The sequence below is a fragment of the Caproicibacterium argilliputei genome (assembly GCF_029211325.2).
GTDB lineage: Bacteria > Bacillota > Clostridia > Oscillospirales > Acutalibacteraceae > Caproicibacterium > Caproicibacterium argilliputei.
In genome coordinates, this window is record NZ_CP135996.1 from 1,236,717 (window position 1) to 1,262,150 (window position 25,434).

Consider the following 25,434-nt stretch of genomic DNA (forward strand, 5'->3'; position numbering starts at 1 on the left):
GGTAAAGCAGAATGAAATGGAAACTTTGGGAACGTGCGGCAGCTGTGGGGCTGATTCTGTCACTTGCGCTGAGCTGTACGGGCACCATTGCCGCCAGCGAGGATATTCCGAGCCGGGTGCTGCGACTGCACGTGTTGGCAAACAGTGACTCTGCCGCAGACCAGGCGCTCAAGCTCAAGGTGCGCGACCGGATTTTAAAGGACAGCGGCGTTTGGTTTACCAATGCTGACACACGGGCGCAGGCGGAAGCGCAGGCGCAGGCGCATTTGTCCGACCTGCAGCGGCAGGCGGAAGACGAGCTGCGGCAAAATGGCTGTCACGACCGCGTGCGCGTTTCTCTGGAGGATACATGGTTCCCAACGCGGCAGTATGGCAAGCTTACCTTTCCTGCCGGTACTTACCGCGCTCTGCGGGTTGTCATTGGGCAAGGTGCGGGGCACAACTGGTGGTGCGTGCTGTTTCCGGCGCTGTGCCTGCCCACCGCAGAACCCAAAAAAGATCTGGACGATGTGCTGACCAAGCCGGAGGAGCAGCTGACCGGCAGTCAATACCGGATTCAATTTAAAACGGTAGAGCTGTATGAATCTTTGGAAAACTGGCTGAAAAATTTGAATTTTTAAGACAGACAGCGGCGGTGCACATCCTGTGCCGGCGCTGTTTGCTGTAAACGGAACAGGAGGGACCGAGATGCTTCATCTTCTGCTGGGAAGAGCCGGAAGCGGCAAAACAACAACCCTGCGCGCACGTCTGCATCAGCACGCGGCTGCCGGGCAGGAGCGGCTTGTACTGCTGGTGCCGGAGCAGGCTTCCTTTGACAATGAGCGCGCGTTGCTGCGGCTGCTGGGGCCAAAAGCCGCGCAGAATGTGCAGGTGTACAGCTTTTCCAGACTCTGCGACGCTTTGGCAAGACGTTATGGCGGCGGTGCGGGACGCCGCCTGGATGACGGCGGCCGTGCCATTCTTATGAGTCAGGCGGTAGAGCAGGTCAAGGATACCCTGCAGTATTACCGGCGCAGCGCACGCGGAACGGAACTGGTGCCCATGCTGCTGGATGCGAATGCAGAGTTTAAATCCTGTGGCGTCGGTGCCGAGGAGCTGCGAAAGGCTGCCACGGGTGCGGAAATGCCGATGCTGGGTGAAAAGCTGAACGAACTGGCGCGGATTTTGGAGTGCTACGATGCGCTGGTTCGGCAAAGCTGGCTGGACCCGCAGGATGACCTGACGCGCGCGGCGGCGTGCTTGCAGCAGCACCGCTTTTTTGCGGATGCTCTGGTATACATCGATGGTTTTCAGAGCTTTACCAAACAGCAATACGGGGTTCTCCGTCCGATGCTGCGGCAGGCGGCAGACGTGACAGTGTCACTCTGTGCGGACTCTCTGGCGGATCCGGAGCAGGGCATGGGGGTATTCTCCATTGTGCGTCAGACCGCCGCGGGGCTGATTCGCGCGGCAAAGGAGGAAGATGTGCGCGTGGCGCCGCCGGAGGTGCTGCCGTGCGGGGTACGCTTTCAGAGCGACGACCTGAAAGCGCTGGAAGCCAGCCTCTACCGCACGGAAAAGCCGGCACCGCAGCCTGCGGAAAACGTTTTTCTGTATGAAGCGTCTGATCCGTACGATGAAGCCGCATATACGGCGGCGGCAGTGCGCCATCTGCTGATGGAGGGGTTTTGCCGCGCACGTGACATCGCGATTGTGGCACGAGATATCGACAGCTACCACGGTATTATGGATACGGCATTGGATGCCTATGAAATTCCGTACTTTATGGATGAGGCGCGCGACATCACGCATGAACCGCTGATGCGCATGATTCTGGCGGCATTTGCCGTGGTGCGCACCGGCTTTGACAGCGAAGCGGTGTTTACATATCTCAAAACCGAACTGACGGATCTTTCTCCGGACACAACGGCGGCACTCGAAAACTACTGCTTTGTCTGGCATATCAGCGGTCGGGCGTGGCACAGCTCCTTTACAGCCAATCCGGAAGGCTTTGCGAAAGCCTTTACAGACAAATCGAAAGAGCAGTTGGTCACTTTGGAGCGGGCGCGGAAAACCATTGTTTCTCCGCTGGAAGCCTTTGCGGCTGCTACGGCGGATGCCGACGGCGTGGCTCTTGCCAAGGCAGCTTACCAACTTTTGCAGGACGCGCACGTTCCGGCAAACTTGAAGGCACTGGCTGCTTCTCTGGAGCGGGCAGGTCAGCCGGCGCTTGCGGATGATACCCTGCGCCTTTGGGATCTGCTGATGCAGGTGCTTGACCAGTGCGCACTGGTTTTGGGAACACAGCCGGTCACCCGCAGCCGCTTTGAGGAGCTTATGCGTTTGGTACTGTCTAACAGCCAGATGGCAAGCATTCCGCAGGGCGTGGATGAAGTCACCGTGGGCGCGGCAGACCGGATTCGCACGGAAGCCCCCAAAGTTGTGTTCGTTTTGGATGCCGCGAAGGATGACTTTCCTAAAACGCCGGGCACGGCAGGCGTGCTTAGCTTTGCAGAACGTCTGTCTTTGATCCGTGGCGGTCTGCCGCTGAATGATACCCTGGAGGGGGTGGATGTGCAGGAACGTTTTCTGGCGTATGCGGCAGTCAGCGCGCCCTCACGGCGGCTGTATCTTTCGTGGCCCGCTTCCGGCACGGACGGCGCCGCCAAGCTGCCCTCTTCGCTGATTTCGCAGGTGCGGGAGACTTTGAGCGGGGTTCCCCTGCAAACTGCCGCCACACTGCCGGTCGGCTGGCTTGCCTGCAGCCGCAAAGCTGCCTTTGCGCAGCTTGCGCGCACCTGGCGTCACCGAACGCCAGAGGAAGCAGCCCTGCGGGAGCTGTTTTCTGCTGACGCGGATGCGCCGCGGGTTTCCGCATTGGAGCGCGCGGCTGTGCGTGCGCCGCAGCAGTTTGCGGATGCTGCCTGCGCGCAGGAATTGTTTCATCGGGATATGCGCCTTTCCGCTTCGCAGGCGGAGGTGTACGCGCTGTGTCCGTTCCAGTATTTTTGCCGGTACGGTCTGCAGGCGCGGGAGCGGCGCGCGGCGGAGTTGGATCCCATGGAATACGGCAGCCTCATGCATTACCTGCTGGAGCATTTGTTCCGCGACACGGGTGCTAAGAAGCTGCACAGCATGGAACAGGCGCAGCTGCAGGAACTGATTCACAGCCTGCTGCAGACCTATGTGAAAGAAAATCTGGGCGTTTCCGGAGAAAAGGAACCGCGCTTTGCGTTTTTGTTGGGCAGGGTTGCCGCTGCCGCCGCAGTGGTTGCGGCGCATATTGCGGAGGAACTGTGCCAGAGCAATTTTAAGCCGGTGAATTTTGAATTGCCCATTGGGCAGCAGCCGGACGGCGTGCCGGGGCTGCGCCTGCCGTTGGAGGACGGCGGCAGCGTGGAGCTGATCGGCAAGGTGGACCGCGTGGATGTATGGGATAATGAAGTAGATCAAACCAAATGGCTGCGCGTGGTGGACTACAAAACCGGGAAAAAGAAATTTCGGGTTTCAGATGTTTTGTACGGTATGAATATGCAAATGCTGCTGTACCTTGCGGCGCTGTACGAAAACGGTGCGCCACAGCAGAAACTGAAACCGGCCGGTGTGCTGTATATGCCTGCGGCGGTGCCGGCAGCTTCGGTTGACCGCCGCATGCCAGCGGAAAAGCAGCTGCAAAAGCAGGAAGCGGAACTGTGCATGAGCGGGCTTGTGCGCGATGATCCGGCCATTGTGCGGGCCATGGAGGAAGAGGCTGCCGGACGGTACTTGCCGGTCAAATTGAAAAACGGAGAGCCGGACGGAAAGGGCAGCGCGGTTTCCGGGCCGGAACTGGAGGCACTTCTGGCGTATGTGCAGAACCGCATCCGGGAAATGGCGCAGCAGCTGCACAAGGGCGCCGTGCAGGCGTCCCCGCTGGTCGGCAAGGGCTACGATGCCTGCGCATGGTGTCCTTACGCGCCGGTGTGCGGGCGTGAGCAGGACGATCCGGTACGCGAGATGAATCCGCCCAAACCGGAAGAAGCACTGCAGATGATCAGCAAAGGGGGAAAACCGGAATGAGTACCAATTGGACATCGGAACAGCAGGATGCCATTGCCGCCCGCGGTGGTCCGCTGCTGGTTTCCGCGGCAGCGGGTTCGGGCAAAACAGCCGTTTTGGTCGAGCGGATGGTCGGTTTGATTTTGGATGAACACGCACCGGTGGATGCGGACCGCCTGCTGGTGGTCACCTTTACCAAGGCGGCGGCGGCAGAGATGCGCGACCGCATCGACAAGCGGCTTTCGCAGGAACTGCGCAATCATCCTGCAAGTGCGTTTCTGCAGCGGCAGAAAATTCTGCTTTCCCGTGCGCACATCGGGACGGTCGACAGCTTCTGCAGCGATTTGGTTCGGGAAAACTTCAGCCTGCTGGGGATTCCCGCGGACTTTCGCGTGGCAGATCCCGGAGAAATGGAAGTGCTGCGTGCCCAGACGCTTTCCCGTGTTTTGGATGGGTTCTACTGTGCGGATGACCGCACGTTTTTGGAACTGCTGGACTGCTTTTCCGCGGGGCGGGACGACCGCCCCCTGACCCGCATGGTGCAGCAGCTGTATGACTTTGTGCGCAGCCACCCGTTTCCGCAGCGTTGGCTCAAGGACAAGGCGGCCATGTACCGCGCGGAGCATCCGGACGAAACACTGTGGGGAAAGGCAGTGCGTCTGTATGCGCAGGAAGCGCTGGCCTACTGTGTGCAGACACTGCGGCAGACCATTGTCATGCTGCAGGAGGATGCCATACTTTCCGAAAAGTGCGCGCCGGTGCTGGTGCAGGATTTGCAGCAGTTGGAAACAGCCGCGGCGGCGCTGCCGCAAGCAGACTGGGATGCGGCAGGCGAATTGCTGCGCGGCATTTCCTTTGGGCGGATGGCTGCCGTGCGCGGTTATAAGGAAGACCCGCTGAAGCTTGCCGCCGATGCCAACCGCAAAGAAGTGAAAACAGCGGTGCAGCAGGTGCAGAGCCTGCTGAGCTGCACGGCGCAGGAGTGTGCGCAGGACTTCGAGCGCCTTCTGCCAATGGTGGAAAAGCTGTTTGCAGTGGTTGAAACGTTCGGCAGGGAACTGGATGCTGCCAAGGCAGAACGGAAGCTGGCGGATTTCGGTGACTTGGAGCACTGGGCGCTGCGGCTGCTGGCGGAGGAAACGCCGGACGGCTGGAAGCGTACCCGCACTGCCGAAGAAACCGCACAGCGGTACGATGAAATTTTGGTGGACGAATACCAGGATACCAATGAACTGCAGGACCTTTTGTTCCGCGCGGTTTCCAAAGAGGAAACCAATTTGTTTATGGTCGGCGATGTGAAACAGAGCATTTACGGTTTTCGGCAGGCGGAGGCGGGTTTGTTTCTGTCCCGACGCAGTGCTTCTGCGCCGTATGACCGGCTGCATCCGCACTTTCCGGCGTACATCACCCTGGGGCGCAACTTCCGCAGCCGCGCCGGCGTAACGGAAACGGTGAACTTTCTGTTCCAACAGCTGATGAGCGAGGGCGCGGGCGGTTTGGATTACACCGACCGTGATGCGCTGTACTGTGGCGCGCAATATCCGGATAGCGTCTCTCCAGATGTTGAACTGGATTTGCTGGAGCGGCGCACAGACACAGGTGACGCGGAAACCGCAGAACTGGAGTGCCGGCGCATTGCCGAGTATGTTTTGGATTTTCTGCAGAACGGAACGGTTTTCGAACAGGGGCAGGCGCGCAGCGGCCGCTTTCGGGATGTGTGCATTCTGCTGCGCAGCGCCAATCAGTACGCGCCGGTTTACGCACGTCTGCTGGGAAGTCTGGGCATTCCGGCGTGGGCGGACCCCGGCGGCGGATTTTTCGGAACCTTGGAGGTGCGCACAGTTCTGTCTTTCCTGCGCACCATTGACAATCCGCTGCAGGACATTCCGCTGCTGGCGGTTTTGGCAAGCCCGATTTACGGCTTTACGCCGGATGAACTGGCACAACTGCGCATTGCCGACCGGAAGGGTCCCCTGTATTTCGCTGTGCGGAAGGCATCAGCACACGGGAATGAACGGTGTGCCGCGTTTTTGCGCGACCTGCGGGACTGGCGAGCACAGGCTGCAGCGATGCCGGCAAACCGCTTTATTGATTTCCTGCTGCGGCAGAGCGGCTATCAGGACATGGTTCTTTCTATGGACAACGGCGAAACACGCCTTGCCAATCTGCATTTGCTGCTGGAGTACGCCAGAAAATACGAAACAGCAGGCAGCGGCGGCCTGTCGGGATTCATTCGATTTGTCGACCGGCTGCAGGAGGAGGGCGGTGACCTTGGCGCCGCCGCCTCCGGCCGCGAAACAGCGGACGTGGTGCGCATTATGAGCATTCACCGAAGCAAGGGACTGGAGTTTCCGGTTGTGATTCTTGCGGGCTGTGGGCGCCGTTTTCACAGGGATGTGGGTGATGTACGCCTGCATCCGAAGCTGGGACTCGGCGTTAAGCTGCGGGACGAAGCAACCGGCTGTCGTTACACCACCCTGCCGCGGAATGCCGCCGCACTGGAGCAGGAGCGTGACGAAATGAGCGAGGAACTGCGGGTGCTGTATGTGGCACTGACGCGGGCAAAAGAAAAGCTTTTCATGCTTTGTTCCATTTCCAATGTTGAGGCACGCTTGACGTCCCTTGCCGCTAAATTGGGGCAGGAAGACCGCCTGCCGGCATTTTTGGTGCGGCGCGCGTCCTGCGTGGCAGACTGGCTGCTGCTGTGCGCTCTGCGTCATCCGGATGCGGGTCGTCTGCGGCAGGCTGCCTGCGCGGAGCACCTGCGTGTGCTGCCGTGCACACAACCCTGCGCGTTTCAAATCATTCGGTACGGCAGTCTGCCGGAAGCAGAACCGGCTGCCGTCCGGCTGCAGGAAGCAGACAGCCCGGCGGCACCGCCAGACGAGGCGCTGCTGTACCGCCTGCGCGAAGAAATAACGTTTGTTTATCCGTATGCACCCCTTGAGCGCGTGCGTGCAAAAACCGCGGCGAGCAATGTGGCGGCGGCACCGTTTGAAAAGACCTATGCGGCGCTGAGCTGTCCGGCATTTTTGAACCGAAGCGGCTTGACGCCGGCGCAGCGCGGCACCGCCCTGCACAGTTTTCTGCAGTATGCGGATTATCAGAAGGCGGCGCAGGAGCCGCAGGCAGAGCTTGACCGGCTGCGGCAGGAAGCATTTTTGACAGAAGAGGAAGCTGCAGTTGTGAATCTGGAGGCGGTTCGACGCTTCTTCGCGTCACCACTTGCGCAGCGAATGCTGCAAAGCGCGCACGTTTACCGCGAGTATCGCTTTACAGTGGAACTGCCCGCTTCGCGTCTGGACGCGTCCCTTCCGGCGGCAATGGGCGCGGAACCGGTTGTGGTGCAGGGCGCGGTGGACTGCGCCTTTGAAGAAAACGGCGGTCTGGTGCTGCTGGACTACAAAACCGACCGGGACGCCGACAGTGGCAAGCTGCTGGAACACTACGGCGCACAGCTTGCCGTTTACAAGGAAGCGCTGCAGCAGTGCATCGGTCTGCCGGTGCGGGAATGTTACCTTTACGCATTTGCCGTGGGAAAGGCTGTGCGAGCCGCCTTTTCGGACACTTGACACCGCAAGAAAATCTTTCTAAAAACGGGCTTGACAACAACCGGAATTGTGTTATAATAGCTTAGTCAAAACAAAGCGGGGCAGATGTGCCCACACCTGAGCGGAGCCGTCCGCCGCAGGTCAATACAGGTCCTGTACCTTTTGGGGATTGTTGTGTTGTGCGCGGGCGGAGTATTCTGTCCGCGCTTTTGTGATTATAGGAAACCGACAGACGATTGACGGAGGTGCTTAACCATTAGCAACAAGGAACTGCAGATCAACGAAGATATCCGCGACCGCGAAGTTCGCGTCGTTGGAGCAGACGGCAGCCAGCTCGGCATTATGTCGTCCGCTGAGGCACGGGAAATGGCCTACGCAAAGGATTTAGACCTTGTCAAGATTGCACCGCAGGCAAAGCCGCCTGTGTGCAAAATTATTGACTATGGAAAATTCCGCTTTGAGCAGGCAAAACGCGAAAAGGAAGCAAGAAAAAATCAGCATACCGTGGAAATCAAAGAAGTGCGTCTTTCTCTGAACATCGACACACACGACTTTGAAACCAAGCGCAACCATGCGATTCGTTTCCTGAAAGAAGGAAATAAAGTAAAGGCTTCTATCCGTTTTCGCGGACGTGAAATGGGCCACCCGGATCAGGGATATTCGATTATGCAGAAATTTGCTGAATCACTGGCCGAGTACGCCAGTGTGGAAAAGGCCGCCAAACTGGAAGGACGGAATATGCTGATGTTCCTCGCCTGCAAGGCTGCCTCCAAACCGGTGGCAAAGCCTGCCGGTAAGTCTGCCGGATCAAAAAAATCCGCAACGCCCGCTGAGTAAGCGGAAACTCTTAACAATCAAGGAGGACCCTTATTATGCCTAAGATCAAAACGCATTCCGGCGCAAAGAAGCGCTTCAAATTCTCGAAGAACGGAAAGGTCATCCGTGCGCACGCGAATATGAGCCATCTGCTCAACGGCCATGGAAAAGATGCAAAGTTTAAACGCAATATGCGCGGCACCTGCGTTACAGACAAAACCAATGTGGGCCATGTCAAACGCTTGATTCCTTACAAATAAAAACAGACTGTTCGCAATGATGAAAATTCCCGTTATTTGGAGGTAATATATAATGGCAAGAGTCAAGGGCGCACTCGCTACGCGCAAAAGAAGAAAGAAAATTCTGAAGCTCGCAAAGGGCTATTGGGGCAGCAAGAGCCGTCACTTTAAAATGGCCAAACAGGCCGTCATGAAGTCCGGCAACTATGCGTTTGCCGGTCGTAAGGCTCGCAAGCGTGATTTTCGCCGCCTGTGGATCACCCGAATTTCCGCCGGGTGCCGCGCAAACGGCATTTCTTACTCCGTCTTTATGAACGGCTTAAAGAAAGCCGGAATTACGCTGAACCGTAAGATGCTTTCTGAAATTGCTATTAGCGATGAAGCAGCGTTTAAGAGCCTTGTTGAGCAGGCTAAAGCGGCACTCTAATAAACTGTTTTTGCGCCCGGTTTCGCTCCGGGCGCAAATTTTTTATCTGCGCAGGAAAAGAAGGAAACAGAAACATGGAACACATCACCAGCCGAAAAAACGAGACGGTTCGTGCGGCGGCAGAGTTGCGCCGCGCTTCTGTCAGGCGCGGGCAGGGGGCCTTTTTGTGTGAAGGGGCGCGCTTGTGCACGGACGCCGCAATCAGTGGGCTTTCCATGCGCGCGCTATTTTACACGCAGCGAGCAGAACAGAAGTACGCGCCGTATCTGGAAAAAATTCGCCCACTGGCAGAAAAAATATATCTGTTGGAACCTGCTGTTGCAGATTTGCTTGCAGATACTAAAAACAGCCAGGAAGTATTTTGTGTCTGTGATATGCCCACACAGGCGTGCGTTACACCGCAGCAGTTTTACGCAAAACCTGCCGCGGGAATGTGCGTGGCATTGGAGCAGTTGCAGGACCCGTCCAACCTGGGCACGATTCTGCGCACGGCGGAGGCGCTCGGTATTGGGCAGATTCTGCTGTGCGGGGAGTGCTGCGACCCGTTTTCTCCCAAAGCCCTGCGCGGGGGCATGGGGGCAGCGTTTCGGCTTTCTCTGGTGCGTCTGCCGGCTTTGCCGGAAGCACTGCCGCACCTGCGCCGCGCCGGCTGGCGCACACTGGCGGCTGTGCCGGATGCGTCTGCCGCAAAGGTTACAAAAACACGGTTTGATGTGCCTACTGTGATGGCAGTCGGCAATGAAGGCAGCGGCCTGCTGCCAGAAACCATCCGTGCCTGCAGCGGGTGCGTAACAATTCCCATGTCGGGGCGGGCGGAGTCACTGAATGCGTCTGCCAGTGCGGCTATTTTGATGTGGGAAATGACACGTGAGTGTGGTGATGAGCGTGGATGAGCGAATCTGGTGGATCTGGCTGCAGCATGGTTTGGGTGCCGGTGCATCCAAGCAGCAGCGGATTCTGGAGGCGTATCCGACAGTCGAGGCGTTTTATCGGGCAGGGGTGGAAGGCTGGCGGCTGGAAGGGTACTTTACGGAGCGCGAACTTCTTCGGCTGCAGCGCTTTTCACCGGAACAGGCGCAGGCACAGCTGGAGTACGCAGAAAAATTGGGGCAGCGTGTTTTAACGCCGGATATGCCAACTTACCCGCAGTGCCTGCGTGAAATTCATAACTATCCCTGTGCGCTATACATGAGAGGAACACTGCCGCCGGTTGACCTGATGCTCTCGATTGCACTCGTGGGCACCCGGAAAGCGACCCGCAGCGGTTGTTCTGTAGCGCATACCATGGGATATGAACTGGCAAAGGCGGGTGCAGTTGTGGTTAGCGGCGGTGCACTGGGAATTGACACGCAGGCGCACCGCGGCGCGGTAGAAGCGGCGGGCCGCAGCATCTGCGTCCTGGGCTGCGGCATTGATGCGGATTACCTGCTCTCCAATGCTTCTCTGCGGGAGGCGGTTACGCTGGACGGCGCATTGATTTCCGAGTTTCCGCCCGGCACGCCCGCCATGGCATCCAATTTTCCAATCCGCAACCGGATCATTTCCGGCCTTTGCGACGCGACTGTGGTTGTGGAGGCCGCGGCAAAAAGCGGCGCGCTGATTACTGCAGATTATGCGGCGGATCAGGGACGCGATGTTTTTGCGGTGCCCGGAAACGTGATGAGTACAGTCTCCAAAGGAACTAACCGCCTTTTGCAGGACGGATGCGCGCCTGCAACGTGTGCTTTGGATGTTTTGCACAGCTATGAAACAAAATATAAATTGATTCTGCCGGAAAATCCGGGCATGAATGTGGAACTGCCGCCGCGGCAGGCGGAACCCCCACAGCCGTCGCAAAAACCCGCCGCTCCGGCGGGCCTGTCCAAAACAGCGGAAAAGCTGTATGCGGCACTGTCTGCCCGGCCGCAGTCCATTGACGAACTGTGCGCGGCACTCTGCCTGCAGCCCGCCGCGCTTTTGGCGGCTGCAACGGAGCTGGAACTGCGGGGACTCATTCGCGCCGGCGCCGGGCAGCGCTATGCACTCGTTTGAAAAAGAAATTTCAATACGCCTGTTTGCGTATTGCACGATAAACGTGTATCATAAAAAGGAGGGGAATTTCCCTCCTTTTTATGGACACATCAGCGGTTCGGAAAAGATAACGATTGCTTTTTCGTTCCAGTTTGGGTAAAATAAGTTGTTAGATTGGGAAAAGGACAAGCGTCGGCGTGTGCCTGCGCCGTGGTTTTGTCCTTCCTGTAAAATGAGGTGTTTCTGTGTCAAAGCTAGTCATTGTGGAGTCGCCTGCCAAGGCGAAAACCATTAAGAAATATTTGGGCCGTGGTTATGACGTGGTCGCTTCGATGGGCCATGTCCGTGACCTGCCGGAAAACCGACTGAGCGTTAAAGTCAGTGATAACTTCAAGCCGCAGTATGCCATTATCAAGGGCAAGGAAAAACTGGTGGACGAGCTGAAGGAAAAAGCGGAAAAAAGCGACTCTGTTCTGTTGGCAACGGACCCTGACCGCGAGGGAGAGGCCATTTCTTGGCATTTGGCTTATATTTTAGGCTTGGATGTCGGCGATACAAACCGCGTGACCTTTAATGAGATTACGAAAACCGGAATTGAAAACGGTATGCAGCATCCGCGCACCATTGATATGGACTTGGTCAATGCCCAGCAGGCGCGCCGGATTCTGGACCGTCTGGTCGGCTACAAGCTCAGCCCGTTTCTGTCGCAGAAAATCCGCCGCGGGCTTTCCGGCGGCCGCGTGCAGAGTGTGGCGGTGCGCATTATTGTGGATCGGGAAGAGGAGATCCGGGCGTTTAAGCCGGAAGAATATTGGTCAATTGACGGCAAGTTTGCACCGGCCAAAGGCACTTCCCGCAAGCAGTTTACCGCCAGCTTTTACGGAACCAGCGAGGGCAAGCTGAAGATTTCCAGTCAGGAAGAAGCCGATAAGATCCTTGCGGAACTGGAAAATGCAGATTATGTGGTAACCAAGGTGAAAAAGGGAACCCGCCGCAAAAGTCCCGCACCGCCATTTATTACTTCCACGCTGCAGCAGGAAGCAAGTCGCCGACTGGGCTTTACGGCGCGCCGCACCATGAAAGCAGCGCAGGAACTTTACGAAGGCATTGAAATTGAGGGAATGGGCGCTGTCGGCTTAATTACCTATATGCGTACGGATTCTCTGCGCCTGAGTGAAGATGCCCTTGCGGCAGCGGCGGCTTATATCGAAGAGCGCTGGGGCAAAAAATATTTGCCGGATACCCCGCGCCATTTTAAAACCAAAGCCAATGCACAGGACGGTCATGAAGCCATTCGTCCCGCAACGCCGAGCATTACGCCGGAGCAGGTCAAAGAAAGTCTGACCGGTGACCAGTATAAACTCTATAAGCTGATTTGGGAGCGGTTTATTGCCTGCCAGATGAGCAATTGCCTGCAGGCAACCACGCAGGCGGAAATTACAGCGGGCGCGTATTTATTTAAAGCCAGCGGTTATACCGTAACCTTTGACGGTTTTACGGTGCTGTATGAAGAAAAGAAAGATGAAAATGAGTCGGATGCGGGCGGTACGCTGCCACCCCTGGAAAAGGATATGCCCCTCAAGTGCAAGGAAATCAAGGGGAACCAGCACTTTACCCAGCCCCCTGCCCGCTACACAGAGGCAAGCCTGATTAAGGCGCTGGAGGAAAACGGCATCGGTCGCCCCAGCACCTATGCCGCCACGATCAGCACGATTTTAAACCGCGAGTACGTGGTGCGCGAGGCAAAAGCGCTCAAACCGACCGAGCTTGGCGAAGTGATGACCAAACTGATGAGAGAGCGCTTCCCGAAAGTTGTCAATGTGAAATTTACGGCACAGGTGGAAAACGAACTGGATGAAGTGCAGAACGGCAAGGTCGAGTGGGTGCAGGCTGTGCATGATTTCTACGATGACTTTGCAGAAACTCTGAAAGTTGCCAAAGAGCAGATGAAGGATGTAAAAATCCAACTCAAAGAAGATGAAACCGACATCATCTGCGAAAAATGTGGTCGCCGCATGGTGGTCAAAATGGGTCGGTACGGTAAGTTTATTGCCTGCCCTGGTTATCCGGAGTGCAAAAACATCAAGAAGTACGTGGAGAAAAACGGCGCAAAGTGCCCGAAGTGTGGCGGCGACGTGGTGATTAAGCACACCAAAAAGGGCCGCGTTTTTTATGGATGTGAGAATTATCCGAATTGTGATTTTGTGTCTTGGGATGAACCAACCAAAGAACTGTGCCCGAAGTGCGGAAAAACGCTGCTGAAGAAAAAAGGTAAAAATCCGAAGTTTTACTGTGTTACTCCAGACTGCGGCTATGAGCGCGTTGGGGAAGACAAAACCGAGGAGGATGAATCCTAATGCAGCCGGCAGGAGGGCATATGGGCATAACGGTCATTGGCGCGGGACTGGCAGGCTGTGAAGCGGCGTGGCAGATTGCGGAAAACGGCGGAGAAGTGGAATTGGTGGAGATGAAGCCGGAAAAATATACGCCGGCGCATAAAAGTCCCGACTTTGCGGAGCTGATTTGTTCCAATTCCCTGAAGGCGGAGCGCATGGACAGCGCCGCCGGTCTGCTGAAAGAAGAAATGCGCCGGATGGGTTCTCTGCTGGTGCCGTGTGCACTGCAGACGCGTGTTGCCGCCGGTGGTGCGCTGGCAGTGGATCGCGAGCGCTTTTCCGCTATGGTTACAGATAAAATCCACAGCCATCCGCACATTCACTGTGTCAGCCGCGAATGCACGAAAATCCCACAAAGCGGAGTTGTGGTTCTTGCAACCGGACCGCTTACCAGCGACGCGCTTGCCGCAGAGATTGCGGCGCTGTGCGGCGGCGGGCTTCGCTTTTACGACGCCGCCGCGCCCATCGTCACGGCGGAAAGTCTTGATTGGGACAAGGTCTTCGCCGCGTCCCGTTACGGAAAAGGGGACGGTGCGGATTATCTGAACTGTCCCATGAACCAAGAGGAGTATGCGCGGTTCTACGAAGAACTGGTTCACGCGGAGCGCGCGCCCCTGCATGACTGCGATGTGCGCGACCCCAAAGTGTATGAGGGCTGTATGCCGGTGGAAATCATGGCACAGCGCGGTGCGGACACCCTGCGCTTCGGCCCGCTGAAGCCGGTTGGCCTGCGCGATCCGCGCACCGGACACCGACCGTGGGCGGTGGTGCAGCTGCGCCGGGAAAATGCGGCGGGTACGCTGTACAATCTGGTTGGGTTTCAGACCAACTTGAAGTTTGGCGAGCAGAAGCGCGTGTTCGGTCTCATTCCCGGTTTGGAAAATGCGGCTTTTACCCGTTTTGGCGTGATGCACCGCAATACTTTTTTAAATGCACCTGCGGTTCTGGACAGCACGTTTCAGCTGCGGGAGGAGCGGCGGCTCTTTTTCGCCGGGCAGATGACCGGCGTGGAGGGTTACATGGAGTCGGCATCTTCCGGACTGCTTGCCGGCAGAAATGCGCTGCGTTATGTGCGGCAAAAATCGCTGCTGACACCGCCGGAAACAACCATGACCGGTGCACTGGCACGCTGGGTGCAGTTCGGCGGAAGCGGGGATTACCAGCCTTTGGGCGCAAACTTCGGGATCATGCCGCCCATAGAGCCGCACATCCGGGATAAGCGGCAGCGCTATGCCGCCTTTGCAGAACGCGCTTTGGAGAATCTGGCGGACTTTATGAAGGAAAATGGCTGGGATTCTGCCGCAGGGCAGGCTTCGCCATGTATATAGGAATCGTTTCGCAGGTTGCAGATACAGATACTTACAGGAGGAAACCATATGAAAATTATTGTGGATGCGTTTGGCGGAGACAATGCGCCTTTGGAGATTCTGAAGGGCTGTGCGCAGGCAGTACAGGAACTGGGTCTGGAAATTCTGCTGACCGGTCGCAAAGACGTTATTGAAAAAGTCGCAAAGGAAAACGCGGTTTCCATGGAGAAAATGGAGATTGTCGACTGTCCGGATGTCATTGACATGAACGACGCCGGTACCGACATTATGCGCTCCGGAAAAAACTCTTCCATGGCGGTCGGTCTGCAGAAGCTTGCGGAGGGTGCCGGCGACGCATTTCTGTCCGCGGGCAACAGCGGCGCGCTGACGGTGGGCGCAACCTTTCTTGTAAAGCGCATTAAGGGGATTAAGCGGATTGCGTTTGCGCCGGTTATGCCCAGCGCAGACGGCTGCTTTATGCTGGTTGACGGTGGCGCCAATGTGGACTGCAAACCCGAGATGCTTTCACAATTCGGGCTGATGGGTGCCATTTACATGAAAAAAGTCATGCAGGTGCAAAACCCGCGCGTCGGTCTGCTGAATGTTGGTACGGAGGAGCATAAAGGCGGCGAACTGCAGCATGGCGCGTATGCGCTGCTCAAGCAAAGTGAGCTGAATTTTATCGGCAACGTTGAGGCGCGCGATGTGCCGGACGGCGCGGTGGATGTTTTGGTTGCTGATGGCTTTTCCGGCAATGTACTGCTCAAAACCTTTGAGGGCACTGCTATGATGATTCTGCATAAATTTAAGGCGGTACTTACCAAGAGTACGAAAAACAAGCTTGCCGCTGCCGTAATGCTGAAAGACATCGGCGGCCTAAAAAAGACCATGGATTACAAAGAGTATGGCGGGGCGCCGCTGCTTGGTTGTACCAAACCGGTCTTTAAGTCGCACGGGAATGCGGATGCAAAGACGTTTTACAATGCCCTGCGCCTGACCAAGGCCTATGTCGAAGGGAACGTTGCGGACGAAATCGCGCAGAGCGTTGCCTCCTACAAAGCACGCACAGATGCTGCAAAGGAGGATGCATAATGAAGGATTTGTCGCCTCTGGAGGAAAAAATCGGATATGTGTTTCAAGACAAGCAGCTGCTGCTGAATGCACTGACGCATTCTTCCTATGCAAATGAGGCGCACGCACCCAATGGCAGCAATGAGCGTCTGGAATTTTTGGGCGACAGTGTGCTGGGGTTTGTAGTTGCAGATTATCTGTACCGGCATTTTCCGGAGTGGCCGGAAGGTCGCTTGACGAAAATCCGCGCGGCGCTGGTCTGCGAGCAGGCGTGCTGTGACTTTTCCCGCCAGATGCACGTGGGCGATTTCCTGCGCCTGAGCCATGGGGAGCAGAACAGCGGCGGTCGCATCCGCACCTCCATCCTTGCGGATGCTTTTGAGTCCATTACCGCTGCCATTTATCTGGACGGCGGTTTTCAGCAGGCGCGGGATTTTATCCTGCGCTTTACACTGCCAGCGCTGAAAACACTGCACAGCAAAGCACCGTTTCGTGACTATAAAACCAAGCTGCAGGAGATTATTCAGCGCAACCCGGGTGAAAAGCTTTCCTATGTACTGACCGGAGAATCCGGCCCTGACCACGACAAGCACTTTACAGTAGAGGTTCACCTAAATAGCAACGTTATCGGCAAGGGCGGCGGACACACGAAAAAGGACGCGGAGCAGCAGGCTGCGCGGGAAGCGCTGGAACTGATGGGCTATTGAAACACGCAAATGTAGCGGTCTTTGTACCGCATATCGGCTGCTCGCACAGGTGCAGCTTCTGCGACCAACAGATGATTACCGGCAGACAGCGCGGACCCACTCCGCAGGAGGTGTGTGACGCCGCCCAGACCGCGCTGACCTCCCTTGGCGAAGATGCCGCAAATGCGGAAATTGCCTTTTTCGGCGGCAGCTTTACGGCGGTAGATTCGGTTTACCGCCGAAGCCTTTTGGAGGCAGCGTATCCCTATGTGCACGATGGGCTTTTCGCGGGGATTCGCCTTTCTACCAGGCCGGACGCGATTGATGATGAAATTTTAGACGAACTTTGCCATTACGGCGTTACCACGGTTGAGCTTGGCGCGCAGAGCATGGATGATGCGGTTCTGTACAGAAACGGCCGCGGCCATACGGCGGCGCAGGTGTGCGCTGCCGCACAAAGCATTACTGCCCGCGGCTTGCGTTTGGGCTTGCAGATGATGACCGGACTGCCGGGAGATACGCCGCAGGGCGCTTTGCAGACAGCGGCGCGTTTTGCGGCGCTGCGTCCGGCGGAAGTGCGGATTTACCCGACCATTGTGCTACCGGGGACGCAGCTTGCGCAGTGGTATCGGGCGGGTACCTATCAGCCGGAAACGCTGGAAGAGGCGGTCAGCCTGTGTGCCGAGCTGCTTTCCTTTTTTGAGGAGCGTAGCATTCGTGTGATTCGTCTTGGTTTGCACGCCTCCCCGCAGCTGGAAAAAGAGCGTCTGGCGGGGCCGTGGCATCCGGCGTTTCGCGAACTGTGCGAAAGCCGCCGCTGGCTTTGCCGCCTGCAGCGGGCACTGCGGGAAAAGCCACACGGAACCTATCACTTTACGGTTCCGGAAAAACAGCTTTCTCAGGCAAAAGGGCAGAAAAAGGCAAATCTTTCCGCGCTGGAAACGATGGGCTGGCACGTGGAAATTTCGGCGGGCGGGCAGTTCCACCTGCTGGAATCTGCCGGACCCGCTTCAAAAAAGGAGACTTGCATGCATGCTGATTCGCTCACTTGAGATTCAGGGATTCAAGACCTTCCCCGATAAAACCGTCCTGCAGTTTAACCGCGGGATTACGGCCGTGGTCGGGCCAAACGGCAGCGGCAAAAGCAACATCAGTGACGCGGTGCGCTGGGTGCTGGGCGAGCAGAGCGTAAAAACACTGCGCTGCACCAAAATGGAGGACGTTATTTTTAACGGCACCCCGCAGCGAAAGGCGCAGGGCTTTGCTGAGGTTACGCTGAACATTGATAACCGTGACCGGCAGCTTCCGTTTGACAAGGATGAAGTGGCGGTTACCCGCCGGTATTACCGCAGCGGTGAAAGCGAATACTTAATCAATAAAGCTGCGGTGCGCCTGCGCGATGTCAACGAATTGTTTATGGACACCGGGTTGGGGCGCGACGGCTACTCTGTCATCGGGCAGGGTCGTATTGACGCGATTGTCAGCGCGCGCAGTGAAGACCGGCGCGAAATCTTTGAGGAGGCAGCGGGTATTTCCCGCTACCGGTACCGCAAAGCGGAAAGCGAGCACCGCTTGGATGCCGCAGAAGAAAATCTGCTGCGCCTGCGCGACATTCTCACTGAGTTGGAGGGGCGCGTTGCGCCGCTGAAAGAGCAAAGCGAAAAGGCACAGCAGTTCCTGACACTTTCGGAAGAGAAGAAGGGACTGGAGCTTGCCCTTTGGTTACATACACTAGAGCAGTCCGCACAAACTCTGCATCAGTACGATGATAAGCTGACGCTGGCGCGTACCCAGCAGGACGCAGCCGAAAAAGCGTGTGCCGCACTGGACAAGTCCGCGGAAGAGAATTTTCACCAGATGACAGACTGCGCCGCGCAGATTGACCGCGTGCGCCAGGAAAGCAGTGCCTGTGAGGAAACCGCCGCGAAAAAAGACGGAGAGGCGGATGTGCTTTGCAGTGAAGTGCGCCACGCGGAAGAAACCGTCCTGCGCCTGCAGACGGAGCTTTCGCTGTCGTCGCAGGACCATACCCGTTTGACAGAAGAAGCAGCCCAAAAGGAAGCGCAAATTGCAGCAAGCGCAACGAAAGCGGAACAGCATCGTCAGCAGATTGCGGCGTTTGAGCAGAAGCTGGAAGATCTGCGTGCGCAGATGAACCAGAACTCCGACAAGGCAGAAACGCTGTCACGTCGGCTTTCCACCCTTTCTGCGCAGGCTACGGAAAGCAAAGTCGCAGAAATGACGGCGGCCTCTGCCATTGGGGAAATCGGGATGCGCGTTTCCCAGACAGCGGAAGCGATTGCAGAGAAAGAAACGTTGCTTGCCCAACTGCAGAAGTCTAAGAAAGCCAGTACGCAGATGCTGAGCGAGATGGAAGAACGTGTTGGAAAGCTGCAGAATGCGGAGCGCGGCTTCGAACTTCGTCTGCAGACGCACCGCAAGAAGGCTGAATCCTGTCGGCAGGAGGCAGACCGGCTTTCTTTGGATGCCAAAGAGAGCTTCCGGCGTGCAGAACTTCTGGAGGCGCTGGAGCGCAACATGGAGGGCTTTCACAAAAGTGTGAAGGTTGTCATGCAGGAAGCACAGCGGGGTGCCTTGCCGGGCGTACACGGACCGGTTTCGCGGCTGCTGACTGTGCCGGATGCCTATGCAGTCGCCTTGGAAACGGCACTGGGCACCTCTATGCAGCACCTTGTGGTCGGTACGGAAGAAGACGCCAAACGGGCAATTCAGGTTTTAAAAAGACGTGACAGCGGCCGTGCAACCTTTTTGCCGCTCAGCACTGTGCGCGGACGTGTGCTGCAGGAACCGGGGTTGAAGCAGTGTGCCGGCTATGTGGGAATTGCCAGTGAGCTTTGCACTTCGGAAGCGTGCTACCGTGGTATTCGGGAGAGTCTACTTGGCAGGATTGCCGTTGCGGAGGATTTGGATGCCGCAGTCGAAATCGCGCGGAAGTTTCACTATCGGTTTCGCATTGTGACCCTGGACGGGCAGGTGGTCAATGCCGGCGGTTCCCTGACGGGCGGCTCGCTGGCGCGCAATTCCGGTCTGCTCAGTCGGCGCGGTGAGATTACGCGTATTCAGAGCAAGGCGCAGGCGCAGCAAAAAGAAGCAGATGAGGCTGCGGCGGCGCTGAAAAACTGTCAGCAACAACTGGCAGACGATGAAACAGAACTGGTGGCGGCTCGCAGAGAGTTGGCGGGTGCGCAGGAAGACCGGATTCACATGGCGGCGGATCGTGAGCAGCTTTTAAAAGACCTTGCAGGCACCGAGCAGGACTTGCAGACCCTGTGTGCGGAGCGTGAAAGCGCGTCACAGCGCCTGGCGCAGCAAAAGCGGCTGCAGGAAGAAGCACGCAGAAAGTCTGCAGATACGCAAGCGCAGGTGGCGGCTTTGCGGGCGGAGTCGGCAGCCCTGAGCGACAGCCGCGGAGAATTTAACCGGCAGAGCGATGCTTACATCGCGCAGATTCAGGAAGAACGCTTGCAGATGTTGGCGGCGGAAAAGGATCTGGAAAGTCAGCGCACCGCCCTGCAGGAACTGCAAGACCGCGCGAAAAGCAGCACAGACCGTGCAGACACCCTGACCGCCCAGCTGGCACAGGAGAAAGACCGCATTGCGTCCCTGAAAAGCGAAACTGCCGCTGTGCGCGCGCAGGCGAAGGCACTCCGTCAGCAGGCAGCCGAAAGCAGTACCAAGATTGAACAGATTCAGGCGCGTCGGATGCAGCTGGAGCAGCAGAATACGCTTCTGCGGCAGCAGCAGCGTGACAAGGGTGTTGAGAAAGAAAATCTTGCGCAGGAATCCGCACGTTTGGAAGAACGCCGCGAAAGCCTGCAGAAACAATATGACGGTATTGCGTCCAAACTGTGGGAAGAGTATGAGCTGACCCGCCGGGAGGCGGAACCGCTTGCGGCGAAGATTGACAATCTTCCGCGGGCGCAGCGCCGTCTGAATGAACTCAAGGGACTGATTCGCGCGCTTGGCACGGTCAACGTTGCTGCCATTGATGAATATAAAGAAGTCAGTGAGCGGTACGAATTCCTTTCCGCACAGATACAGGATGTGGAAAAAAGCCGGGAGGAACTGCGGCAGCTCATTCGTGAATTGACCCAGCAGATGTGCCAGCAGTTTGCGCAAAGCTTTGCGCAAATCGGCAGCAACTTTACCGAAACATTCCGCGAGCTTTTCGGCGGCGGCACCGCCAGCCTTGCGCTGACGAATCCGGAGGATATTCTGGCTTCCGGCATTGAAATTACGGTGCAGCCGCCCGGCAAAATCGTTTCGCATTTGGAAAGCCTTTCCGGCGGAGAAAAGGCACTGGTGGCCATCGCGCTTTACTTTGCCATTATGAAAGTGTCACCGCCGCCGTTCTGTATGCTGGATGAAATTGAGGCGGCGCTTGACGATGTGAATGTGACCCGTTTCGCAAGCTACCTGCGGCGTATGACACGCAACACCCAGTTTATTGTGATTACACACCGTCGCGGCAGCATGGAAGAGGCGGATATGCTTTACGGCGTGACCATGCAGGATGAGGGCATCAGCAAGATTCTGGTGCTGCACCCGAACGAAATTGCCAACTATCATTAACATAGCTTTTGCGTAAATCGACCGGGCGGTTGTCCGGCCGATTTGCATACGGCGGTCTGTTTGTGTTATGATGAAAAAAAGACTGCTGTTTCAAAAAAATTCTTGTTTGTACAGGAGGTCCGGCAGATGGGACTGTTTGCAAAGATTAAGGAAGGCTTAAAAAAGACAAGAGAGGGCATGAGCAATTCGGTCAGCCGGATGCTGCATTCCTTTACAAAAATTGATGAGGAACTGTTTGAAGAGCTGGAAGAACTGCTGGTGATGGGGGATGTTGGTGTTTCCACCGCCGAGCATATCTGCGAGCAGCTGCGCAGCAAGGTCAAGGAGCGCGGTGTCAAGGATCCGAACGCCATTTTTGATCTGCTGCGGGAAACAGTGGCGGAAATGCTCAGCGGCGGGGAAACGCTGCGGGTCGGAACCAAGCCGTCTGTGATTCTGGTCATTGGGGTAAACGGTGTCGGCAAAACCACAACTATCGGCAAGCTGGCGGCTTATTTGCGCGAACAGGGAAAAACCGTGATTTTGGGTGCGGCGGATACGTTTCGTGCGGCGGCCATTGAGCAGCTGCAGGTGTGGGCGGATCGCGCACACTGCGACCTGATTAAGCAGAGCGAGGGCAGTGATCCGGCTGCCGTGGTGTTTGACACGATTTCCGCCGCGAAGGCGCGGGGGGACGATGTGGTCATCTGCGACACCGCCGGCCGCCTGCACACCAAGAAAAACCTTATGGACGAACTGGCAAAGATTAATCGTGTCATCGACCGCGAGCTGCCGGGTGCGGATAAAGAAGTCCTGTTGGTGCTGGATGCCACCACGGGGCAAAACGGTGTGAATCAAGCGCGTGAGTTTAAAAATTCCGCCGGCATAACCGGTATTGTTCTGACCAAACTGGACGGTACGGCAAAAGGCGGCGTGGTGCTTGCAGTGCGGGAAGCGCTGGACATTCCGGTTAAGTTTGTCGGGGTCGGCGAGCAGTTGGATGATTTGCAGCCGTTTGACGCGGAGGCATTTGCAAAGGCACTGTTTGACCGTGACCCTGCGGAATATAAAGAACTGGAAAGCGGAGAGGAGCAGGCATAATGCAGTTTGTACTTGCCACGCATAATGCGAACAAAGTTCGGGAGTTTTCACGGATTTTGGAACCGCTGCACATCAAAGTGGGTACCGCAGACTTGCCGGAAGTGGCGGAAACAGGTACCACATTTGAGGAAAATGCATATCTCAAAGCCGCTTCCGCCTGTCAGGCGACTGGAAAGCCGGCCATTGCGGATGACTCCGGTCTGTGCGTGCACGCGCTGAACGGCCAGCCCGGCGTACACTCGGCACGCTATGCCGGAGAGAACGCAACAGACGCGGATCGCATCGCAAAGCTTTTGGCAGCGCTGCGGGAAGTGCCCGCAAAAGATCGATTGGCGAAGTTTGTATGCGTTATTTGCTGCGTGTTTCCTAATGGAGATATTCTGACTTCGCGCGGGGAGTGCGAGGGCGCCATTGCAGCGTCCCCCTGCGGGCAGGATGGCTTTGGTTACGACCCGGTGTTCCTTGTCGGGGACAAAACTTTCGCACAGATGAGTAGTTCCGAAAAAGATGCGGTCAGCCATCGGGGGCGCGCGCTGCGCGTTTTCCAGAGCGACCTGCAGCTTTATCAGAGAAAACAAGCGTCTCTCTAAATGGTAAGGCCGCCGAAGCGTTCGTGCTCCGGCGGCCTTTTCTATTTGGCGTTTTGACATTCTGCTGTATTTTTTGAAAGGATGCACCAGAAGAACAAAAAACGCTATACTGTTAGAAGAATCATAAAAGGGGGTTCCAATATGAATGATCGATCTGCGCTGGACACCTTGGCGCCGGGGCATGAGGGACGTGTGGCTGCGCTGACCGCAACCGGTCCCATGCGCCGCCGCCTGCAGGATATAGGCTTGATTCAGGGAACAAAGGTATGCTGCGTTCTGCAGGCTCCGTCCGGCGACCCGACCGCTTACGCGATTCGCGGTGCGGTTATTGCACTGCGCAAAGAGGATGCGGGTCATGTCCTTTTGTCAGGAGATTAAATCATGTGTGCGGAAGCACTGCCTGCCGTACTCATTCACACGGTGGCACTGGCAGGTAACCCGAATGTCGGAAAAAGCACCGTTTTCAACGAACTGACCGGGCTGCATCAGCATACTGGAAACTGGCCCGGAAAAACGGTGGAAAGTGCGCACGGCCAATTTGTCTTTGAGGGCAGAACCTATAGCTTGGTGGACCTGCCGGGCACCTATTCGCTGTTTGCCCATTCAGCAGAGGAAATCATTGCACGGGATTACCTGTGCTTCGGAAAGGCAGAAGCAGCGGTCGTGGTGTGCGATGCCACCTGTCTGGAACGAAATTTGAATCTGGTTCTGCAGACACTTGAAATTACCGGCAGCACCGTCATCTGTGTCAATTTAATGGACGAAGCGAAGAAAAAACAGATTCAAATTGATCTGCAACAGCTTTCAAAAGAGCTGGGCGGCGTGCCGGTTGTCGGTGTTAGCGCTCGCAGCGGCGGGCTGAGTGTTTTGGAGCGTGCACTGGCTGGGCTGGCACAGCGTCCGGCAATGCGGATTTCCTATCCGCAGGAAATTGAAACCGCACTGGCAGAAATTCTACCGGAAGTCGAGCGTCACAAAACCGCCTACCCTGCCCGCTGGCTTGCACTGCGGTTGCTGGATGGGGACAAAAGTTTCACGGAAAGTTTGCAGACTTACTGTCCGGCGTTGCTGCAGGATGCGGTTCTGCAAGAGAAGGTCTGCAGTGCCCGGCAGACTCTGCGAAAAAATGGTCTATCCGAGGATGGCCTGCGGGACGAAATTACAGCCGTATTGGTTCGTCGGGCAGAGCAGATTTACCGGAACTGCGTGGTGCGCAAAAACTGCGCCGCAGCGGTGCGGGAACGAAAATTGGATCACTTGCTGACCAGCCGCGCAACCGGAATTCCCATTATGCTGGCACTGCTGGCGGCGGTGCTCTGGCTGACGATTACCGGCGCCAATTATCCTTCCGACCTGCTTGCAAACGGACTTTTTGCCCTGCAGGATCTGATGCTGCGCGGTTTGCAGAATGCCGGTGCGCCGCAGTGGCTGACCGGACCGCTGGTTCTGGGAGTGTACCGTACGCTGGCGTGGGTGGTCAGTGTCATGCTGCCGCCCATGGCAATCTTTTTCCCGTGCTTCACTCTACTGGAGGATTTCGGTTATCTGCCGCGTGTCGCTTTCAACTTGGACCACAATTTTCAGAAAGCGCACGCCTGCGGCAAACAGGCGCTGACTATGTGCATGGGATTTGGATGCAATGCGGCTGGCGTGACGGGCTGCCGCATTATTGACTCTCCACGGGAGCGACTGATTGCGATTCTGACCAATAATTTTGTTCCTTGCAACGGAAGGTTTCCCACACTGATTGCCATCATTTCAATTTTCTTTGTCAGCGGCATGACCGGCATTGCCCAAAGTTCCACTGCGGCGTTGCTGCTGTTTCTGATTGTGGTGCTCGGTGTTCTGGCAACTTTTCTGATGTCACGCCTCCTCTCGGCAACGGTGCTCAAAGGGGTTCCGTCCTCTTTTACACTGGAACTGCCGCCATATCGGAAGCCACAGGTGGGGCGGGTACTGGTACGCTCGCTGCTGGACCGAACTATCTTTGTCCTGGGGCGCGCGGTTTCTGTGGCGGCGCCTGCAGGGCTGCTGCTTTGGCTACTGGCCAATCTGCGCATTGGCGGCAGTACCGTGCTGGCTCTCTGTGCAGGGGCGTTAGATCCCATCGGACACTTTTTCGGGATGGACGGGGTGATTCTGCTTGCGTTTATCCTTGGTTTTCCTGCGAACGAAATTGTTGTGCCGATTATTCTGATGGGGTACCTTGGCATGGGGCAGCTCACAGATATGACCAGTTATTCAGCATTACAGGGACTGCTGGTGCAGAACGGCTGGTCCGGCGTCACCGCCGTTTGCGTGGCACTGTTTTGCCTGCTGCACTGGCCCTGTGCGACGACGGTACTGACCATTCACAAAGAGAGCGGTTCGTGGAAATGGACTGCGCTGGCAGCAGCGCTGCCAACCGGATGCGGCCTGCTGCTGTGTGCGCTGGTCGCAAATGGAGCAAGGCTTCTGGGGCTTGCGTAAAATAATAAAACAGTTCGGCTGTTTCTGTACAGCCGAACTGTTTTTTACGGGAGTGTGCCCTGCGGACAAGATTGATTCCGTTGCGCTTTTCGGGAAAAATACAAAAAATAAAAGAAAAATCGAAAAAAATCGGGTGAAAATGTTTGCTTCCTCTCCTTTTTCAGTCCTGCTGTCTGTGTTAT

The 25,434-nt window shown here is 56.6% G+C and carries 18 protein-coding genes; all 18 read left to right on the forward strand.

The genetic code is table 11. The annotated features are described in order from the left end of the window. Nucleotides 1–11 precede the first annotated feature (11 nt). The gene (gene spoIIR, locus PXC00_RS05930; RefSeq protein ID WP_275845803.1) at nucleotides 12–620 is read left to right on the forward strand and encodes a stage II sporulation protein R; all 609 of its coding nucleotides are present in this window, start codon (nucleotides 12–14) and stop codon (nucleotides 618–620) included. Nucleotides 621–687: 67 nt separating this feature from the next. Continuing rightward, entirely contained in the window at nucleotides 688–4,038 is a 3,351-nt protein-coding gene (locus PXC00_RS05935; RefSeq protein ID WP_275845804.1) for a PD-(D/E)XK nuclease family protein, read from the forward strand. Further along, nucleotides 4,035–7,589 (forward strand): helicase-exonuclease AddAB subunit AddA, encoded by a 3,555-nt coding sequence (gene addA, locus PXC00_RS05940; RefSeq protein WP_275845805.1) that lies wholly within the window; start codon nucleotides 4,035–4,037, stop codon nucleotides 7,587–7,589. Before PXC00_RS05935 ends, addA begins: the two co-directional genes overlap by 4 nt. A gap of 234 nt (nucleotides 7,590–7,823) precedes the next feature. Continuing rightward, nucleotides 7,824–8,405, forward strand: coding sequence for a translation initiation factor IF-3 (gene infC, locus PXC00_RS05945; RefSeq protein ID WP_275845851.1), 582 nt, complete (start codon nucleotides 7,824–7,826; stop codon nucleotides 8,403–8,405). A 35-nt stretch (nucleotides 8,406–8,440) separates the two neighbouring features. Continuing rightward, nucleotides 8,441–8,644 (forward strand): 50S ribosomal protein L35, encoded by a 204-nt coding sequence (gene rpmI / locus PXC00_RS05950; RefSeq protein WP_275845806.1) that lies wholly within the window; start codon nucleotides 8,441–8,443, stop codon nucleotides 8,642–8,644. Nucleotides 8,645–8,696: 52 nt separating this feature from the next. Next, on the forward strand, nucleotides 8,697–9,050 hold the full coding sequence (rplT, locus tag PXC00_RS05955; RefSeq protein ID WP_275845807.1) for a 50S ribosomal protein L20: 354 nt from the start codon (nucleotides 8,697–8,699) through the stop codon (nucleotides 9,048–9,050). A 74-nt stretch (nucleotides 9,051–9,124) separates the two neighbouring features. Then, nucleotides 9,125–9,943: a TrmH family RNA methyltransferase gene (locus PXC00_RS05960; RefSeq protein ID WP_275845808.1), complete on the forward strand. Its 819-nt coding sequence runs from the start codon at nucleotides 9,125–9,127 to the stop codon at nucleotides 9,941–9,943. Continuing rightward, on the forward strand, nucleotides 9,918–11,081 hold the full coding sequence (gene dprA, locus PXC00_RS05965; RefSeq protein ID WP_275845809.1) for a DNA-processing protein DprA: 1,164 nt from the start codon (nucleotides 9,918–9,920) through the stop codon (nucleotides 11,079–11,081). The genes PXC00_RS05960 and dprA overlap by 26 nt, the downstream gene beginning before the upstream one ends. Nucleotides 11,082–11,305: 224 nt before the next feature. Beyond that, on the forward strand, nucleotides 11,306–13,417 hold the full coding sequence (topA, locus tag PXC00_RS05970; protein WP_275845810.1) for a type I DNA topoisomerase: 2,112 nt from the start codon (nucleotides 11,306–11,308) through the stop codon (nucleotides 13,415–13,417). 20 nt (nucleotides 13,418–13,437) lie between these two features. Further along, a complete protein-coding gene (trmFO, locus tag PXC00_RS05975; protein WP_275845852.1) occupies nucleotides 13,438–14,784 on the forward strand; it encodes a methylenetetrahydrofolate--tRNA-(uracil(54)-C(5))-methyltransferase (FADH(2)-oxidizing) TrmFO in 1,347 nt (448 codons plus the stop codon). A gap of 48 nt (nucleotides 14,785–14,832) precedes the next feature. Next, a complete protein-coding gene (gene plsX, locus PXC00_RS05980) occupies nucleotides 14,833–15,855 on the forward strand; it encodes a phosphate acyltransferase PlsX (RefSeq protein WP_275845811.1) in 1,023 nt (340 codons plus the stop codon). Further along, the gene (rnc, locus tag PXC00_RS05985; protein WP_275845812.1) at nucleotides 15,855–16,541 is read left to right on the forward strand and encodes a ribonuclease III; all 687 of its coding nucleotides are present in this window, start codon (nucleotides 15,855–15,857) and stop codon (nucleotides 16,539–16,541) included. The genes plsX and rnc overlap by 1 nt, the downstream gene beginning before the upstream one ends. Then, the gene (locus tag PXC00_RS05990) at nucleotides 16,538–17,572 is read left to right on the forward strand and encodes an elongator complex protein 3 (RefSeq protein ID WP_275845813.1); all 1,035 of its coding nucleotides are present in this window, start codon (nucleotides 16,538–16,540) and stop codon (nucleotides 17,570–17,572) included. Before rnc ends, PXC00_RS05990 begins: the two co-directional genes overlap by 4 nt. Beyond that, nucleotides 17,553–21,113: a chromosome segregation protein SMC gene (gene smc, locus PXC00_RS05995; protein ID WP_275845814.1), complete on the forward strand. Its 3,561-nt coding sequence runs from the start codon at nucleotides 17,553–17,555 to the stop codon at nucleotides 21,111–21,113. The genes PXC00_RS05990 and smc overlap by 20 nt, the downstream gene beginning before the upstream one ends. 126 nt (nucleotides 21,114–21,239) lie before the next feature. Then, nucleotides 21,240–22,193, forward strand: a complete 954-nt coding sequence (ftsY, locus tag PXC00_RS06000) for a signal recognition particle-docking protein FtsY (RefSeq protein ID WP_275845815.1) — start codon at nucleotides 21,240–21,242, stop codon at nucleotides 22,191–22,193. Next, on the forward strand, nucleotides 22,193–22,783 hold the full coding sequence (locus tag PXC00_RS06005; RefSeq protein ID WP_275845816.1) for an XTP/dITP diphosphatase: 591 nt from the start codon (nucleotides 22,193–22,195) through the stop codon (nucleotides 22,781–22,783). Before ftsY ends, PXC00_RS06005 begins: the two co-directional genes overlap by 1 nt. A 141-nt stretch (nucleotides 22,784–22,924) precedes the next feature. After that, nucleotides 22,925–23,161: a FeoA family protein gene (locus tag PXC00_RS06010; RefSeq protein ID WP_275845817.1), complete on the forward strand. Its 237-nt coding sequence runs from the start codon at nucleotides 22,925–22,927 to the stop codon at nucleotides 23,159–23,161. A 3-nt stretch (nucleotides 23,162–23,164) separates the two neighbouring features. Next, nucleotides 23,165–25,252 (forward strand): ferrous iron transport protein B, encoded by a 2,088-nt coding sequence (gene feoB / locus PXC00_RS06015; protein ID WP_275845818.1) that lies wholly within the window; start codon nucleotides 23,165–23,167, stop codon nucleotides 25,250–25,252. The last annotated feature ends 182 nt before the right edge of the window (nucleotides 25,253–25,434 follow it).